The sequence below is a fragment of the Ectopseudomonas toyotomiensis genome (genome assembly GCF_017167985.1).
Classification (GTDB): domain Bacteria; phylum Pseudomonadota; class Gammaproteobacteria; order Pseudomonadales; family Pseudomonadaceae; genus Aquipseudomonas; species Aquipseudomonas toyotomiensis.
Genome location: NZ_CP070505.1, coordinates 4221799 through 4238732, shown reverse-complemented (window position 1 = coordinate 4238732; position 16934 = coordinate 4221799). Strand labels below are relative to the sequence as shown.

Sequence of the window (16934 nt, the reverse complement as noted above, 5' to 3'; positions counted from 1 at the left end):
CAGCATCGCTGGCTGAAGCCGCTCCTACGCCGATCACTCCGCCTTGCGCTGCCCGTCCAGCCCCTGGCTATTGCGGCGCAGTTGCTCATCGAGCTGCGGAATCGATTGATCGCCAGTGGATTTCGGCGCAGTCCCTGGGGGCGTTTGTCCCTGGGGCGGCGGTAAGAGGGGCGCCGATCCCTGGCGCTTGATCGTAGTGGGCGTGGAAGGCTGGCCGTAAGGCTGTGGCGTCGCAGTGCCCGGCGCACCTGCCCCAGGCGCGGACGGCATGCGCATCGGTTCCTGAGCCCAGGCCAAGCCGCCAAGGCTGGAGGCCAGAATCATCACGGCGAACATAGGCAAGCGCATGACATATCTCCTGTGCAGCTGGCTTTCGTTCTATTCTGGCAACATATCCAGTCAAGCGTTCACCTCCCGATAACAGGTTCTGCCATGAGCACCAATAACAACCGCTACTACCTGTCCGCCCAGGCCGAAGAAGGCTACCGGCAGAAAGCGCTGAAAATGTATCCCCATGTCTGCGGCCGCTGCGCCCGCGAGTTCTCTGGCAAGCGCCTGAGCGAACTGACCGTGCATCACCGTGATCACAACCACCACAACAACCCGGCCGATGGTTCCAACTGGGAGCTGCTGTGCCTGTTCTGTCATGACAACGAACACTCGCGCTACACCGACCAGCAGTATTTCGCCGAAGGCTCCACTGCCAGCCCTCAGGCTGCCAAATCGACCTACAAGGCCTTTGGCGATCTGGCCAGCCTGTTGAAAAAGGACTAGGGCGTGGCACTCGGCACCGTATAATCGGCGCTTTTGCGAGTGCCACCGTGGCCAACAAGAGATACGCCTGCATCGGCCTGTTCAACCCGAAATCACCGGAAAACGTCGGTTCCATCATGCGTGCGGCGGGCTGCTATGACGTCAGCTCGGTGTTCTACACCGGCACCCGCTACGACCGCGCCAAGGATTTCATCACCGACACCAAGAAGGTTCATCAGGATATCCCGCTGATCAACATCGACGATTTGCGCAAGATCCTGCCGCTGGGTTGCACCCCGGTGGCAGTGGAACTGGTCGATGATGCACGCGCCCTGCCCGCCTATACCCATCCCGACCGGGCGCTGTACATCTTCGGCCCAGAGGACGGCTCACTGCAGCAGGAGATTCTCGACTGGTGTGGCGCTGAAGTCGTGTACATCCCTACTCAGGGCTGCATGAACCTGGCCGCGACGGTCAACGTGGTGCTCTACGACCGCCTGGCCAAAGGTAACAATACCCGCTCCGGCCCCTTGTTCTGACTCGAACCAGCAGACAGGGAGCGAAGCGGTAACACTCAACGCAGCAACCGCGTATCCAGCGTCTTCGACGGCCCACCGATGACGTTTTCGGTGATGTCGATGAAGTCCTTGGTGCTGACCTTGTCCAGACGCATCAGACCACGGGTCACGTCATCCAGCGACAGGTTGCCCTTGTCCTTGGTCTTCTGGCGGATTTCCCGGTCCAGTTCCTGCAACAGCAGCACCGCACGCGCAGTGACAGCACCGCTGGCATTGTCGGTACGCAGGCTGTTGACCGGTTTGCTCCAGCGAATCAGCTGCTCGCGGATCTTCTGGTAACGGTCTTCGCTGATACCCCCGGCGCGGCGCATCAATTCGATGGCGTAGTACTCGGCCAGGCCTTCGGCGATCCAGTCACTGCGCTCGCGGCCATAGATGCGGCCGAATACGTGCACCAGTTCGTGCACCAGCGAGCTGGTGCCGTTCTCGCTGACCAAGGGCCTGTCAGCATGCATGAAGTAGGAATTGGCCGCCGACAGGCCGCCGCGCCACATCGGATCCCCAGCGCCGACGATCAGCAGCTTGTCCGGGTCGCGCGGGAACACCTGCTGCATCTGCGGCCAGACGAAGGTGAGGAAGGTCATGATATCCATGCGCCGCATGCCCTCGCCGACCGGCGCGGAGATGGCGATTTCGGTATCACCCAGGCGAGTGCGACGGGTACCCAGCTTGCCGGCCAGCATCCAGCCGGTCGGGCGGTCGAACTTGCGCTGCGGGTTGTCGATACGAAAGCGGTTCTTGCCGATGCGCGGCCAACCGGTTTCCACGCTCTTCCAGCCCTTGGGCAGATCGAACTGCAGGCGCGCCACCAGCTCGGTCTTGTTCTGCTGATCGAGCTTGGCCGCCGGAATCAGGTCGTCCCCCCTGAACAATGCCCAGTCGTCAGTCATCCTGGCGTCGTAGCGACCCGGCTTGCGTTCGCTGTCGATCAGCACGCGGTAGCTCAGTACGCTCTTGCCCTCGCCCGGCTGCCACTTGCCGCGCCCGGCAACCTCCTGCGACCACTGGCCATCGGCCTGGAAATCGCTGAAACGCCCCTCTTCGCCAAGATTGAAGTCGAGGCTGCGCACGTACTCGCCCTTCTCCAGAGTGATGCTGACTTCGGCCTGATTGCTCTCGGGCAGAAAGCGCACCCGGTAATCCAGATCGACCTTCTGCGTGGCAGCGAAGGCCGGCAGACTCAGAAGCAGCAGAGACGCGTACAACGGCAAGCGAAGGGACATCGAGCAAAACTCCTGATGCGGGATGTGACGGCATATGACAGCGGCGTCACAGGGCAAATTCCATTAACGGGAGACAGATTTGCCACGAAGCCGCGCTGCAATCAACCCGCGCGGAAAATCAGATGATCTTCCCAGTCGTCTTCGGCCACGCTGTTTTCACTGAGCATGCGTCCTGATTGGGAAATGCGCTCGGCGTGCACGGCGTCCGGGTCGCCTGAGACCAGATGGTGCCAATGTGGCAGGTCCTTGCCTTCGCTGACCAGGCGATAAGCACAGGTCGGCGGCAGCCACTGGAACTGATCGGCCTGCGCCGGGGTGAGCTGAATGCAGTCAGGCACATGCTTGACCCGGTTGGGATAATCGCTGCAGCGGCACGTCTGCAAGTCCAGCAATTTGCAGGCGATGCGCGTGTAGTAGACGGCGCCATCGTCCTCGTCCTCGAGCTTCTGCAAGCAGCACAGGCCACAGCCGTCGCATAGCGACTCCCACTCCCCCGGATCGAGCTGGGGGAGGGTCTTGCGTTTCCAGAAGGGTTCGAGGTTGGCGGCCATGGCAGCGGTATGGACTCAGGCGAAAAAAGCGCGGCAGTCTAGCTTGAGCCCCAGCCCTGGCCAAGCGGCGCATGCCGAATGGCGGGTCATGGGGAGCCACCAGAAGTAAGGTGCGCCATGCACACCGCCTCGATGTTCAGTAACCGCGAGCGAAATCCACTTCACCACGTAACGGCTCTCCCGCTTGCCAGCGCGCCAGGTTGTCGATGAAAAGCTCACTCATCAGCGCCGGGTCGGTGGGCGCCGAGCTGTGACCGGTGAGCAGCAGGCGCGGTGCATTCCAGAACACATGAGCGGACGGCAGCGGCTCTTCGCGACAGACGTCGATCACCGCGCCGGCCAACTGGTTGCGCTCGAGCGCGGCGACCAGATCGGCATCGACCACGGCGACACCGCGCCCGGCATTGATCAGCACCGCTTCTGGGCGGAAATGGGCAAGCAACCGCGCATCGTACAGATCGCGCGTGGCCGGCGTGTCCGGCAGCAGGTTGACCACGTAATCGGCCCAAGTGACCAGATGAGGCAGTTGATCCATCGCCGCCACGTCGAGAAACGGCTCCTGCTCACGCGCCTGACTGGCGACGCCACGCAGTTCCACGCCGAAAGGCTGGAGAAACTCGGCGACGGCCTGACCGATATCACCGCAACCGACCACCAACACGCGGCGCCCGCGCAGGCTGCGCGGCAGGCGGTGATCCCAACGCTGCTCGACCTGCGCCGCAAGGCGGGCGAACAGGCGCCGTTCATGGGCCAGCAGATGACCGAGCACGTATTCGGCCATCACCTGACCGAAGATGCCGACAGCGCGGGTCAGGCGGTAGTCGCGCGGTAATCCCTCCGCCAGCAGCGGCGTGATGCCGGCCCAGGTCGATTGCAGCCACTGCGGGCGCACGCCGTCGCGCAGCAAGGGCGCGAGCAGGTCGGGCTGTCCCAGCCAGAGGTCGCAGCCACGGGCGACCACACGCAGTTGTTCGAGCTGTGCGCCGGCGACCAGTTGCAGTTCAGGGCAGGCGCTACGAATACGCTCGGCGTAGAACGCATGCTCTTCTTCGGCGATCAGCAGGCGCATGGCTTACACCGGATCGTTACGGCGCAGCAGTTCATCGGGCAGATGCTGAATGTACTCCTCCTCGGGGGGCGGCATCTGCAGGTGATAGCCTTGCTTGTCGAGGTTCTCCAGCACCTGGGCGATGTCCTCGCGAGCCAACTGGCGCTCCGGGCTGAGCACCAGATCGAAGGCATGCGCGGGCGGGCCGAACACCGCGAGTAGCCCCTCGGGTACACGTGTCAGAGCCTCGGCCTTGAGCACGTAGAGATACATCTCGTTCTTGCGCGGGCTTTTGTAGATGGAACAGATGCGTTTCACGCGGATTCTCCTTCAGCGGCCAGGCAGTCAAGCAGCGCCTGGCCCATCAGCTCCCGGCGCCAGCCACGCAGGGAGTCGGGCAATTGATAAGGACCATTGGGATAGCCGCTTTTCAGCAGGGCCTCCAGGGTTTTCTTGCGCAGCATCAGCTCGGGCACGATATCCAGGCGCTCGCCCTCGCGCTGGCCGACGGCGCGTAGCTTCTTCAACAGCGCGGAGGCTTCGACTGGCAACGGCTCGGGCAAGGCTTCGGGCCACTGCTCGGGCGGCAGCGCCGCGGCATCACGAATCAGCTGCAGCAGTGTCTCCCCGTCCTGACGCACGGTTTTCGGGTGCATGTCCTCGATGCGCGCCAGCGCCACCAGGTTATCTGGCTGGGTACGGGCCAGCGGCCACAACGAATGCTCACGCAGGATGCGATTGCGTGGCTGGTTGCGCGCGCGCGCCTCGCGCTCGCGCCAGGCGCACAGCGCGCGGAGCACGGCCTGCTGCTGGCGCGATAGTTTCCAGGCCAGCTTGGCATCGCGCCAGGCATCTTCCGGGGCGATCTCACGACCGAGATTGGCGACCAGCTCGGCACCGTCCTCCAGAATCCACTCGACCTTCTGCGGCGCCAGGCGGGCCATCAGGGCGCGGTACACCTCGACAAGGTGCGAGACGTCCTCGGCGGCGTAACGCACCTGGAGTTCGGACAGTGGCCGCTGCAGCCAATCGGAGCGGGTTTCGCCCTTGGGCAGCTCGATATCGAGCAGCGCCTGTACCAGGCGCGAGTAGCCCATGGAGAAACCGAGATTGAGGTAACCAGCCGCCAATTGCGTATCGAACAGCGGCGCCGGCAAGCTGCCGGTCAGGCGCAGGAAGACCTCCAGATCCTCACTGCACGAATGCAGTACCTTGACCACGCCCGGCGCTTCGAGCAGCGCGGCGAACGGCCGCCAGTCGCTGATACGCAAGGGGTCAATCAGATAGGCGCCGTCGCCACCGCTGACCTGCAGCAACCCAGCGATGGGATAGAAGGTGTCGACGCGCATGAACTCGGTGTCCAACGCGACGAAGGGCAGCGCCTGCCAGACAGCGCAATGCTCAGCCAGGCTGGCGTCGTCAAGAATCCAGTGAATGTCGTTAGCCACGCGGCTCTCCCGTCTAGAATGCCGCGCAGTATATATGCCCAGGCCAGCGCACGGGGCAGCAGCCTGCCGCCGATAACCGGAACTGTGTAATCTGTGCCGCGCACCACCTCCGACACGGAAGAACAACAATGCTGAAGAAACTGCTTGCCCTGATCGTCATGCTGCTGGCCGCAGCGGCCAGTTACCTGGCCCTGACCCCCAGCCCGATCGATCCACTGCCCTGGGACGCCGCGCCCGCCCCGGCGATGACGGGCGCTCTGGAGCCCAACGACACCCTGATGAAAGCCGAGCTATTGGCACGCGGCCAGGTGCATGGTCCGGAAGACACCGCCGTCGACAGCCAGGGCCGGGTCTACGCCGGCCTGCATGACGGCCGCATCGTTCGCGTTTTGGCAGACGATAGCCTGGAAACCTTCGCTGACACCGGCGGCCGCCCGCTGGGCATGAACTTCGACGCCAGTGGCAACCTGATCGTCGCCGATGCCTACAAGGGCCTGCTGAGCATCGACCCGCAGGGCGCGATCAAGGTGCTGACCACCGAGGCTGAAGGCCTGCGTTTCGCCTTCACCGACGACCTGGACATCGCCAGCGACGGCACCATCTACTTCAGCGACGCCTCATCGCGCTTCGAACAGCCGGACTACCTGCTCGACCTGCTCGAGGCCCGCCCCCACGGTCGCCTGCTCAGCTATGACCCGACCAGCGGCGAAACCCGCGTATTGCTGAAAGACCTGTATTTCGCCAACGGCGTAGCCCTGTCGGCGAACGAGGACTTCGTACTGGTCAACGAGACCTATCGCTATCGCATCACCCGCTACTGGCTCAAGGGCGACAAGGCCGGCCAGCACGACATCTTCATCGACAACCTGCCGGGCCTGCCGGACAACCTGCAGGGCGACCGCAATGGCACCTTCTGGGTAGCACTGCCGACCCCGCGCAAGGCCGACGCCGACTTCCTCCATCGCCACCCATGGCTCAAGGCGCAACTGGCCAAACTGCCGCGCGCGCTGTGGCCGAAAGCGATCCCTTACGGCTTCGCCATTGCCCTCAACGAGAACGGCGAGATCGTCCGTAGCCTGCATGACACCAGCGGTACGCACCTGCGCATGGTCACCTCGGTGAAACCGGTGGGCGACTACCTGTACTTCGGCAGCCTGGATAACGATCGCATCGGCAAACTGCAGATTCACTGAGACGAGATTCCACCGGCGAATGACAGCGAAAAGGCGGAGCGGTCATTCACGGTGGTGCGATAGCGCGTCAAGTTGGTGGGCTGAAGCGGATCGCCGCCCGGCCCACCCTACGGCAAGGCAAATCGAAAGGCTGCAGGCTCAGACCTTCTGGGCAATCCAGATGGTATGTCGCGTGCCCCTGTTGCCATGGGCATACACCTGCACCGCCTCGCCCTTGAAGCCCGCCTTGCGTACTTTCTCCGAAAAGGCCCGGTCGGCGCTGGACGACCACACCGCCAGCATGCCTTTGGGCCTCAGCGCCTTGGCGCACTGACGCAGGCCGTCCATGCTGTACAGCCAGTCATTACCCTTTTGGGTCAACCCTTCGGGGCCGTTGTCGACGTCCAGCATGATCGCGTCGTAGCACTGCTCGGCGACCTGCAGCACCTTGGCGACGTCCTCCTGAATGATCACCGCACGCGGGTCATTCAACGGATAACCAGACTTCGCCCCCAGCGGGCCACGGTTCCACTCGACCACGCCAGGCACCAGCTCGGCCACCGCCACCTCGGCGTCAGCCCCAAGGTGCTGTAGCGCCGAGGCCAGGGTAAAGCCCATGCCCAGACCTCCGATCAGTACCCGCACCTGTGGACGGCCAGCGATCTGCTTGCAGGGAATCGCGGCCAGGGCATCTTCCGAGCCGTGCATGCGTGTATTCATCAGCTGCCCGCCATCACCACCGGCGATCTTGATGACGAAGTCTTCCCCATACTCAAACAGGTTCAGCGCACCATTCGTACCCGGGATCGGAGCGCTGTCGAGCAAGACAAAACGTTTCATGCAGAACCAAGACCTGTGTAGCGAGCGTGAGGGCAGGCAGCATGCCTGAATCGGCCGAGCAGCACAGCCCCGCCAGAAACGACGAGGCCCCGCGTTCTCACGCGGGGCCTCGAGTCTACAGCGATGAGCTCAGACCACGCCTTGCGCCAGCATCGCATCGGCGACCTTGACGAAGCCGGCGATATTGGCGCCCTTGACGTAGTTGATGCGGCCGTTCTCTTCACCGTGATGGACGCAGGCATGGTGGATGTTCTGCATGATGCCGTGCAGACGCTCGTCCACCTCGCCAGCACTCCAGTGCAGGCGCATGGCGTTCTGGCTCATTTCCAGGCCACTGGTGGCCACGCCACCGGCGTTGGAGGCCTTGCCTGGCGCGTAGCAGATGCCGGCCTCGACGAACAGATCCACTGCCTCCAGGGTCGAGGGCATGTTGGCGCCTTCGGCCACGCAGATGCAGCCGTTCTTAAGCAGCACGCGGGCATCCTCACCGTCCAGCTCGTTCTGCGTCGCGCAGGGCAAGGCGATGTCGCAGGCCAGGCCCCACGGACGCTGCCCGGCGAGAAACTGCAAACCGTAATGCTCAGCCATCTCGCGCAGACGACCACGACGCACGTTCTTCAGCTCCATCAGGTACTGCCACTGTTCGTCGTTGAGGCCGCCCTCGGCATACAGCGTGCCTTCGGAGTCGGACATCGAAATCACCCGCCCGCCCAGTTCCATGACCTTCTGCGCCGCGTACTGGGCGACGTTGCCGGAGCCAGAAATGGCCACGCGCTTGTCTTCGAAGCCCTGGTCGATACGCTTGAGCATCTCCTCGGCGAAATACACACAGCCATAGCCAGTGGCTTCCGGGCGGATCAGGCTGCCACCGTAGCTCAGGCCCTTGCCGGTCAGCACCGAGGTGAACTGGTTGGACAGGCGCTTGTACTGGCCGAACAGATAACCGATCTCGCGACCACCGACACCGATGTCACCGGCCGGCACGTCCAGATCGGCACCGATATGGCGGTACAGCTCACTCATGAACGACTGGCAGAAGCGCATCACCTCGCCTTCGCTCTTGCCCTTGGGATCGAAGTCCGCACCGCCCTTGCCGCCGCCCATGGGCAGCGAAGTCAGCGAGTTCTTGAATACCTGCTCGAAGGCGAGAAACTTGAGTACACCCAGGTTCACCGAGGGGTGGAAACGCAGACCGCCCTTGTACGGACCAATGGCACTACTCATCTGGATACGGTAGCCGCGGTTGACCTGCACCTGGCCACGGTCGTCGACCCAGGGCACGCGAAACAGGATGGCCCGTTCCGGCTCGACCATACGCTCGAGAATGCCAGCCTCGCGATAGCGCGGGTTGGCTTCGAGGAAGGGCCACAGGCTGCGCACCACCTCTTCCACCGCCTGGTGGAATTCCGGCTGATCGGGATCGCGCTGTTTCAGGCGCGTCAGGAAAGAATCGACGGACAACGACATGCGGCACCTCGACACCACAGAGACAAAGTGGCCGGCACTCTAGCAGGCAGCAAAGCACCAAAACAGATCAAAATGTCGCCTTGATGAAACTTTTTAGTGCATCACCCAGTGAGAAAAGATTGAAAAGCCTCTACAGCAGAGTTTTCCCAATTTAATTACGCACCGAATAAGGGCCAAAAGCGCACGAATATCGACCACGACTTGCGCCGCTGGAGCCACAGCTTTGCCGAATGAAGCTGAACAGGCTGGTTCTTCGTGGGGATCGGATAGCAGGCTAGGCGGTATGATGCCGCAAACCCTGCTATGACACAGGAGACACCATGCCACTCGCTCAACTGATCAGCACGGAACACCTTCAACAACGTCTGGGACAGGAAAACCTGCTGATCCTGGACTGCCGCTTCGCCCTCGAAGACCCGGCCTACGGCCGCCGCAGCTACCTTGATGGGCATATACCGGGCGCCCACTTCCTCGATCTCGAACAGGATCTGTCCGCTCCGGTGGTCAAGGGCGTCACCGGCCGCCACCCACTTCCCGACCCGAGCGCGCTGGTCGAACGCCTGCGCAGCTGCGGCCTGCGGGCGGACAGCCAGGTGGTGCTGTATGACGATGGCCCCGGCGCCTTCGCCGCGCACGCCTGGTGGTTGCTGCTGTGGCTGGGCAAACGTGATGGCCTGTACCTGCTAGATGGCGGCCTGAAAGCCTGGCGTGAAGTCGGCCAGGAGCTGACCACAGCGGCACCGAGCAATGCCCCCGGTGATTTCACGGCGCAGCCCGATAACAGCCTGCTGCTGACTGCCGATCAACTGGCCCAGCGCCTGGGCAACCCGGACCTGACCCTGCTCGATGCGCGAGCACTGCCGCGCTTTCGTGGCGAGGTCGAGCCACTCGACCCAATCGCCGGGCACATTCCCGGCGCGCAATGCGCCGTGTTCACCGACAACCTGGGTAACGATGGCCGCTTCCTTGCGCCGAACGCCTTGCGCGAGCGCTTCGACAAGCTGCGCGGAGAACGTCCCCTGGAAAACCTGGTGGCCTATTGCGGCTCCGGCGTCACTGCCTGCCACAACCTGTTCGCCATGAGCCTCGCTGGTTACCCACTGGCACCGCTCTATGCGGGGTCCTGGAGCGAATGGATCACCGATCCGACACGCCCGATAGCCACGGGCGATTGATCGAAGGTTTTAAGCACCAATCGAAATATGCCCAATAACTCAGATCAAGAATCAATTTAAAAACAGACCTTTACAGCTTAAATATCGCACTAGACTTGAAAATGAGCGGCTAACCCCGCTCCCGGTGGGGCCTTTATCGAAGAGCCACTAGAAAAGCTGCCACGCGCCCGGCCCCACCGGCACCCTCCGCGAGGATGCCATGGGAATTGCCGCCTGCGATCTCAGCCAGCATGTGATCCGCCCTACCCTTCTCTATCTCGAACGCCATAGCGCCACGGCCGAAGCGCTGCTGCTGGGAGCTGCCGCCTGTCAGTCGGCACTGGGCAGCGCGCTGGACACCCCGCAAGGTCACGGCCTGTATCGCATCAGTGAACAGCGCCACCAGATACTCTGGGACCGGCATCTGGCCTTCGACCCCGAGCTTGCCAGCCGTGTACGTGGCCTCGCCAGCCAGCACGCCTTCCTTGAAGCACCACACGTGGAGCTGACGGTCAATCTGCGTTACGCCACGGCCATTGCCTGGCTGCTGGTCGAAAGCGAGAAACTCGAGATGCCAGCCGCCGATGATCTGCCGGCCTTGGGCCGAATATGGTGCAAGGTTTTTCAGCCCCAGGCTCGGCAACATGATTTTCTCGATGCCTGGCAACGCTGCATCGAGCCCGTCAGCCAGGTAGCCTGATCAAATAGTCAGAAAATCTAATTTAGAAAATCCGTACATTATCAAACCAATTGTCCGACAATACGCTCTATTTAGGGAACTTCAGCGTCTTGGCAGGGGTCAGGAAAAACTGTAGCGTGCGCCCCCCCGCCTCACCACAGGAGCTTCCCCGTGAGCAAACGTCTTCTCAAGACCGGTCTTGCCGTCGCCATCACCGCCACCTCGAGCCATGGTTTCGCCAGTGGCTTCGCCCTCAACGAACAAAGCATTTCCGGCATGGGCACCTCCTTCGCCGGACGCTCATCGTCCGCCGATGACGCCAGCACCGTGTTCGGCAACCCGGCCGGCATGGCGCGCCTCAAGCGCGACGAAGTGTATGTAGGGGCGGCGGCGATTCACGCCAAGAGCGATATCAGCCACGCCAGCGCCAACGCAGGCCCCCTGGCGCTGTCAGGTAGCAACGACGGCGATATGGTGCCGACCACTGGGGTGCCCATGGGCTATTACGTCAAACCGCTGGACGACAAGGTCGCCTTCGGTCTGGGCGTATACGTGCCCTTTGGCCTGATGACCGATTACGAGAGCAGCTTCCAGGGCCGCTACTACGCCGACAAGAGCTACGTGCGGGTGATCACCGTACAGCCGACCTTGAGCTATCGCTTCAATGACAAGCTGTCGGTGGGTTTCGGCCCGACCTTCAACCACATCGAAGGCGAACTCACTTCCTCCGTGCTCAACCCGCTGAGCCCCGGTAGCAATGACGGCAAGGTGAAGGTCAAGGGTGACGACACCGCCGTCGGTTTCAACGTCGGTGTGCTCTACGAGTTCACCCCGAACACCCGCGCAGGCGTGACCTACCATTCGCGCGTGAAGTACGAACTGGAGGGCGATACTCGCGTTTCCGGTAGCGGCGCGCTGGCCGGTATCGCCGGCAAGTACGACGCCAATCTGGACCTGACCACGCCCGAGTCGGTGGATATGTCCATCACTCACGACCTGAGCGATGCGCTGACGCTGTATGTCGGCAGCACCTGGACGCGCTGGAGCCGCTTCAAGGAAATCCGCGTGGAGAACGACTCCGCGACGCTGCCAGCCAACCTCTCCACCATCGTCGAAGAGCAGAACTGGCACGACACCTGGGCCCATGCAGTCGGTCTGTCGTACAAGGTCAGCCCGCAGTGGACGCTGCGCACCGGTATCGCCATCGACCAATCGCCGACCAACAACGTCGACCGCTCGCCGCGCGTGCCCTCCGGTGACCGCACCATCTTCAGCGTCGGCGCCGGCTGGAGCCCCAACCAGGACATGACCATCGACGTGGCCTACTCCTACCTGCAGGAAGAGTCGGTGGACGTGAACCACGTCAGCGCTACCCGTGGCACCTACAGTGCGCGCTACAAGAACAGCGCTCATGGCCTGGGGGCTTCACTCAGCTACCGCTTCTAATCGAGGCTCGGCTTTGGCTAAACTCACGCGGCAGAACAACAATAAAAGCCGCGTGAGAACATCATGACTGCCCTCTGCACCACCCTGCCCGACAATCTTCGCCTGCTGCTGGTCGACGACCATCGCATCTTTCTCGACGGCCTCTCCCTGGCCTTGTCGCCACTGAGCCAGAACCTGCAGATCCATACCGCGCACAGCGCTGCAGAAGCGGAGCAGTGCTTGCGTCAGCATGACTATGACCTGATCCTGCTCGACCTGCGCCTGCCTGACGAGCCCGGCATCGAGCTGTTGCAGCGCTGGCTGGTGCGCGGCGAGAACACGCCGGTGGCGATTCTCAGCGCCAGTGATTCCGCGCTGGAGGCGCAGGCGGCGCTGGCCGCCGGCGCACTCGGCTTCATCCCCAAGAGCTCCGATGGCAACGCCCTGCGCCAGGCGGTGACCCGCATCTTGCTGGGCGAAACCCTGCCTGCGCCAAGCAGCTCATCACCCCTGACACCCAGGCAGTTGGAGATTCTCCAGTTATTGGCAGAAGGCCTGCCGAACAAAGCCATCAGCCGCGAACTGGGTCTGGCCGAAGACACGGTGAAAACGCACCTCAAGGCGCTGTTCGAAACCTTCGCCGTGCATACACGCACCGCCTGCGTCAGCGCCGCCCGTCAGCGCGGCTGGCTGTGATCAGGTGAGTGCCTGGCGTGCCTGCAACTGAGTGGCCAGCACCTGGCGCAAACGCGCCGGCAACAGGGGCTTGCCCAGAGGAATGACGTGCGCCGGCAGGCAGCGTTCATGCAGTTCTGGGCTCAGATCAGCAGTGATCAGCAACGCCGGCAACATCTGCCCTGCCGCCTCGCGCAATCGCTCGATGGCCTGCAGCCCGTCGCCCCGCTCGGCTAACCGATAGTCGCTGATCAGTAGCTGCGGCGCCTCCTGACGCAAGGCCTGCAGCGCACCGGCCAGATCGGCGCAAGCCTGCACCTGGCAACCCCAGCGACGCAGCAAGCCGGCCAGGGCTTCGCGCCCAGTGGCGTCGTCTTCGAGCAACAGGATGCGCCCGCGCAATGCCAGCGCAGCATCGACACGTGGCGCTTGTACCGGCACCTCAGCAAGCGGCAACTGCAGGGCGAAGCGTGTGCCAGCACCTGGCTGGGAGTGCAACTGCAAGGGGTGCTCCAGCACCTCGGCCAGCTGTTGCACGATGGCCAGGCCGAGACCGAGTCCGCGCTCGGCATTGCGCCCGGGATTGTCCAACTGACGAAACTCCTCGAACACCAACGCTTGTTCCGCCTCGCTGAGACCGCGGCCATCGTCCGCCACCTCCAACACGATTGCGTCGCCGTCATGCCGCGCACTCAGCTTCAGGTGCTGCGCCTGTGCGTGCAGCAGCGCATTGTTGAGCAGATTGCGCAGCAGTCGCTCCAGCAACAGCGGATCGCTGTACACCCCGCACTCGTCACAATGCAGCTCTAGTTGCAGCCCTTGTTGCTGCGCCTCCGGAAGCACTTCGGCAATCAGCCGCTCGAGCAATGGGCGCAGGGCGAACACATGTGGCCTGGCCTGCACGCCACCGGGCAAGGTCAGGCGGGTGTAGTCGAGCAACGATTGCAGCAGACGCCCCAACTGCTCTACCGAAGCGGCCAGACGCGCGCTGATGCGCCGGGTTTGCTGATCGCCGCCCTGCTCCACTAGGTGTTCGGCGTACAACCCCATGGCGTTGAGCGGCTGGCGCAGATCGTGACTGGCAGCAGCCAACAGACGCAGCTTGCGCGCGTCATCGGCTTCGGCGCGCTGGCGCGCCAGGTCGAGCAGGCGCAGGTTCAGCCAGGCGCCACGCTGACCATGCTCCTGCATATAAACACCGACGCTGCCGATCAGGTTGGCGCAGAACAGAAACAGGCCCTGGTAGGCCAGCTCACCGCCGGTTTCGCCGAACAGCACACCCACACCGATGAACAACAGGCAGAAGCTCCAGCTGCACAGACTGATCGCACGGAACGACAGCCCAAGCAGGGCGTAGCCGAACAACAGGACGAGGAACAGGCCATCGTAGGGCATCGCCACGCCCTGCTGCCAGCACAGGTGCACGATCAACGCGACGCTGACACCGTTGACCCAGTAGGCCGCGGCATAGACCAATGGCACCCTGGCAGGCGGTGCCTCGATCCGGCGACAGTAGAAAAAGGACAGCGCCAACACCGCCAGCGCGAGCAGGCGCAGCGGTAGCACCGAGAGACTGACCGTCAGCGGCATCAGCAGAAAATCCAACAGCGCATAGATCAGCTGGAACAGCGCTGCAGTGGGGGCAATCAGAGGCAGACGCCGACGAATGCGCTGCACCCGATGCTCGGCAAAACCCGCCTCCAGCTCGGCGACGAAACGCAGCGAGCGATAGCCTCGGCGCTGCTGAGCCAAGAGCAGGCGCTCGCTCATGGGCGACATCCGTCAGGGGTCGAGCGGCTCCGGTTGCTTCGCGGCAATGGCGTCATAGGTTTCCACACGGTGTCGGTCTTCACTGCTGAACAGCCGCTCGCGCAACTGGCGCTGCAGTTGCTCGCCATCTGCCTCGCTCAGCCCACGACCCTGCAGGCTGGCCAATTCATTGCGATAGGCCTGGTAGTGCTGCTGCCAGCCGCGCTCGCGCCGCTGCTCATCGAGCAGGCGCTGTACGGTGTCCGGATCATAGGTCATCGCCAGGAACTCGCGCACCTGTTGCTCGTCCGCACCATCACGCCAGAGTTGCTCGCTGCGCTGCAATTGCTCCAAAGCCAGTTGCTGGCGCTGCTCACTTTCTCGCAGCGCGTCGGGCAGACGCTCACGCAACTGTTCGAGCAATTGCGTGCGCTGCGCCTCGCCGAGGTCATCACGCTGCTGCACTGCCAGGCTATCGAGGGTGTAACGGGCGTAGGCCTGTTCGGCGCCGAACAGCGCTTCCTGCGCAGCTGCAGAGAAATGTGCGCGGCGCAGCTCGTCCAGGCGCGCGAATGCCGACTGCAGAGCCTGTAACTGCGCCTGCGGCTCGACCTGCTGCCGAGCATCCAACGGCTGCTGCATCAGCGCCATGCTGGCACGCTTGTAGTCCAGGTAATCACCGAGCAGGCTGATCATCTGCCCGAGTGCAGGCTCCGGCAGGCGCCGGCCGGCATCGGCCAGCAACGCCTCGATCACCGCATCGAGCCCGGAATGATCGACCGCGCTGAGGAAGTAATCGAAGTAATCGCGAACCGCCAGATCCAGCAGCAGATTGCCGGCCGCGTCGGTACGCAGCCGGCCATCCACCTCGGTACCGGCCAGGCTGGGCAAGGTCGCGGCTATTGGCGGCTGCGCCTCGGCGGGCGCCTTGGCGGGGGAAGTCGAAGCCTGCTCGATCGACGACTGCCGTGACGGCACGGCGGCAGTGGCAGTGGCAGTGGCAGTGGCAGCAGGCTGCGCTTCAGGCACTGCTGCCGGCCAGCGCCAGTACAGGGTAAGGCCACCAGCGACCACCACGGCAACCAGGGAAAGACTGAAGAATTTGGACATGCGACCTCACTACGGCGAGTTGCCCCGCCGCGTTCACCGGGATCAGACGCCCTTGTTCTTCAGGCGATTGGCATGCTGACGATACAGCGACACCGGCTCGGTCCAGCCACGAATGCCGAACAGGTGGTTTATCGCATCGACGTGGTTCATGTTGTAGCTGTCGTCGATCACCTGCCCCAAATAGGTGGAACACACGCCCACCAGACCGTCGTTCTTCTCGCTGCCAAACACCAGGCCGGTGAAGGCCAGGAATGGATCAGCCGCATCGAGCACGTTGGTATAGGCGGCATTACCAGTCCAGGAGTAGTAGCGGATGCTGTGACCGCGTACGTTGTGCACTTCGGTCGACTTGGCGCAGTAGCTGCTGGTGTTGACGCCCCACGGGTGGCGACTGTTCAGCGCACTGGTGCCCGCGGTGGTCAAGGTGCCCAGCGCGTTGATACCGTTTTGCGGGTTGCTCGAGCCAGACAGCAGATTGATCACCGCGCCCAGAGCATTGGCGATGGCATTGGCACCACCTTCGATACCGCTACCCGGTGGCAGCACGCCGCGCACCACGTCGGCGACCTTGGAACCCTTGTTGACGCCGTTGATCGAGGTCACCGAGGCCACCAGATCCGGCCGCAGCGAAGCCGCCACGCGCGAGGTCGGCGAGCCCTGACTGTGGCCGATCAGGTTGACCTTGCCGCCTCCGGCTGCGGCCCAGGGCACGATCTGCCGGGCCAGCTCGGCGCCGCGCTGCTCGCTGTCATTGAAGGCAGCGACACTGGCGACGTGCACCCGGGCGCCATCGCGCTCTAGGTTCCAGGGAATGGTATGGAAGTAATTGACCAGCCCGCCGATGGTATTGAACCCGGTCACGCCGTGTACCAGCACGATCGGATACTTGGTCTTGGTGTAGTTGGCCTGGGCCTCGATGGCGCCAAGCAGAGCGAGTGTTGCAAGGGCAGCGGTATAGACGCGACGCATGGGTGCCTCCTTATTGTTCTTGTAGGGCACGCCGGGTGAACTGCGTCCGGCGCCTGGCCAGTCTAGGCAGGCAGACGGACACGGCCCATCGCC

The 16934-nt window shown here is 63.2% G+C and carries 18 protein-coding genes; 7 read left to right on the top strand and 11 right to left on the bottom strand.

Annotated elements, in window-relative coordinates; translation table 11 throughout:
• Nucleotides 1-33: 33 nt before the first annotated feature.
• Nucleotides 34-348, bottom strand: coding sequence for a hypothetical protein (locus tag JWV26_RS19735; protein ID WP_064494547.1), 315 nt, complete (start codon nucleotides 346-348; stop codon nucleotides 34-36).
• Between the two features lie 84 nt (nucleotides 349-432).
• On the opposite strand from JWV26_RS19735, the gene JWV26_RS19730 reads away from it, so the two are divergent.
• On the top strand, nucleotides 433-774 hold the full coding sequence (locus JWV26_RS19730) for a YajD family HNH nuclease (RefSeq protein WP_003461667.1): 342 nt from the start codon (nucleotides 433-435) through the stop codon (nucleotides 772-774).
• A gap of 47 nt (nucleotides 775-821) precedes the next feature.
• Nucleotides 822-1292 carry an RNA methyltransferase gene (locus tag JWV26_RS19725; protein WP_003461669.1) on the top strand — a complete coding sequence of 157 codons (471 nt, stop codon included), beginning with the start codon at nucleotides 822-824 and terminating at the stop codon, nucleotides 1290-1292.
• 35 nt (nucleotides 1293-1327) lie between these two features.
• Here JWV26_RS19725 and JWV26_RS19720 read toward each other — a convergent pair whose 3' ends face one another.
• The 5 genes from JWV26_RS19720 to rnd all read right to left on the bottom strand — a co-directional run bounded on the left by JWV26_RS19720 (nucleotide 1328) and on the right by rnd (nucleotide 5601).
• Nucleotides 1328-2554 carry a gluzincin family metallopeptidase gene (locus JWV26_RS19720; protein ID WP_206417620.1) on the bottom strand — a complete coding sequence of 409 codons (1227 nt, stop codon included), beginning with the start codon at nucleotides 2552-2554 and terminating at the stop codon, nucleotides 1328-1330.
• A gap of 101 nt (nucleotides 2555-2655) precedes the next feature.
• On the bottom strand, nucleotides 2656-3105 hold the full coding sequence (locus JWV26_RS19715) for a YcgN family cysteine cluster protein (RefSeq protein ID WP_206417619.1): 450 nt from the start codon (nucleotides 3103-3105) through the stop codon (nucleotides 2656-2658).
• 136 nt (nucleotides 3106-3241) lie between these two features.
• Nucleotides 3242-4174: a D-2-hydroxyacid dehydrogenase gene (locus tag JWV26_RS19710; RefSeq protein WP_206417618.1), complete on the bottom strand. Its 933-nt coding sequence runs from the start codon at nucleotides 4172-4174 to the stop codon at nucleotides 3242-3244.
• Nucleotides 4175-4177: 3 nt separating this feature from the next.
• Nucleotides 4178-4471 carry a YcgL domain-containing protein gene (locus JWV26_RS19705; protein WP_072424636.1) on the bottom strand — a complete coding sequence of 98 codons (294 nt, stop codon included), beginning with the start codon at nucleotides 4469-4471 and terminating at the stop codon, nucleotides 4178-4180.
• Entirely contained in the window at nucleotides 4468-5601 is a 1134-nt protein-coding gene (gene rnd / locus JWV26_RS19700) for a ribonuclease D (protein WP_206417617.1), read from the bottom strand. Before rnd ends, JWV26_RS19705 begins: the two co-directional genes overlap by 4 nt.
• A gap of 131 nt (nucleotides 5602-5732) precedes the next feature.
• Between rnd and JWV26_RS19695 the strand changes: the two genes are divergently transcribed.
• A complete protein-coding gene (locus tag JWV26_RS19695) occupies nucleotides 5733-6794 on the top strand; it encodes an SMP-30/gluconolactonase/LRE family protein (RefSeq protein ID WP_093049912.1) in 1062 nt (353 codons plus the stop codon).
• A gap of 138 nt (nucleotides 6795-6932) precedes the next feature.
• On the opposite strand, the gene JWV26_RS19690 is transcribed toward JWV26_RS19695, so the two are convergent.
• Nucleotides 6933-7613 carry a spermidine synthase gene (locus JWV26_RS19690; RefSeq protein WP_206417616.1) on the bottom strand — a complete coding sequence of 227 codons (681 nt, stop codon included), beginning with the start codon at nucleotides 7611-7613 and terminating at the stop codon, nucleotides 6933-6935.
• A gap of 129 nt (nucleotides 7614-7742) precedes the next feature.
• Entirely contained in the window at nucleotides 7743-9080 is a 1338-nt protein-coding gene (gdhA, locus tag JWV26_RS19685) for an NADP-specific glutamate dehydrogenase (protein WP_206417615.1), read from the bottom strand.
• Nucleotides 9081-9400: 320 nt separating this feature from the next.
• On the opposite strand from gdhA, the gene JWV26_RS19680 reads away from it, so the two are divergent.
• From JWV26_RS19680 to JWV26_RS19665, 4 genes are all read left to right on the top strand, one after another.
• Entirely contained in the window at nucleotides 9401-10255 is an 855-nt protein-coding gene (locus JWV26_RS19680; RefSeq protein ID WP_093049604.1) for a sulfurtransferase, read from the top strand.
• A gap of 199 nt (nucleotides 10256-10454) precedes the next feature.
• Nucleotides 10455-10934, top strand: a complete 480-nt coding sequence (locus JWV26_RS19675) for a hypothetical protein (RefSeq protein ID WP_072424630.1) — start codon at nucleotides 10455-10457, stop codon at nucleotides 10932-10934.
• A 150-nt stretch (nucleotides 10935-11084) separates the two neighbouring features.
• Nucleotides 11085-12359, top strand: a complete 1275-nt coding sequence (locus JWV26_RS19670; RefSeq protein ID WP_092374602.1) for an OmpP1/FadL family transporter — start codon at nucleotides 11085-11087, stop codon at nucleotides 12357-12359.
• A 63-nt stretch (nucleotides 12360-12422) separates the two neighbouring features.
• On the top strand, nucleotides 12423-13034 hold the full coding sequence (locus tag JWV26_RS19665) for a response regulator transcription factor (RefSeq protein ID WP_206417614.1): 612 nt from the start codon (nucleotides 12423-12425) through the stop codon (nucleotides 13032-13034).
• Here the strand turns inward: JWV26_RS19665 and JWV26_RS19660 are convergent, their stop codons facing one another.
• Genes JWV26_RS19660 through JWV26_RS19650 form a run of 3 tightly spaced genes read right to left on the bottom strand, consistent with a single transcriptional unit; the run spans nucleotide 13035 to nucleotide 16841 of the window.
• Nucleotides 13035-14783 carry a hybrid sensor histidine kinase/response regulator gene (locus JWV26_RS19660; protein ID WP_093049597.1) on the bottom strand — a complete coding sequence of 583 codons (1749 nt, stop codon included), beginning with the start codon at nucleotides 14781-14783 and terminating at the stop codon, nucleotides 13035-13037.
• 12 nt (nucleotides 14784-14795) lie between these two features.
• Nucleotides 14796-15872, bottom strand: a complete 1077-nt coding sequence (locus tag JWV26_RS19655) for a lipase secretion chaperone (protein WP_206417613.1) — start codon at nucleotides 15870-15872, stop codon at nucleotides 14796-14798.
• Between the two features lie 42 nt (nucleotides 15873-15914).
• Nucleotides 15915-16841 (bottom strand): esterase/lipase family protein, encoded by a 927-nt coding sequence (locus JWV26_RS19650; RefSeq protein WP_206417612.1) that lies wholly within the window; start codon nucleotides 16839-16841, stop codon nucleotides 15915-15917.
• Nucleotides 16842-16934: the final 93 nt, after the last annotated feature.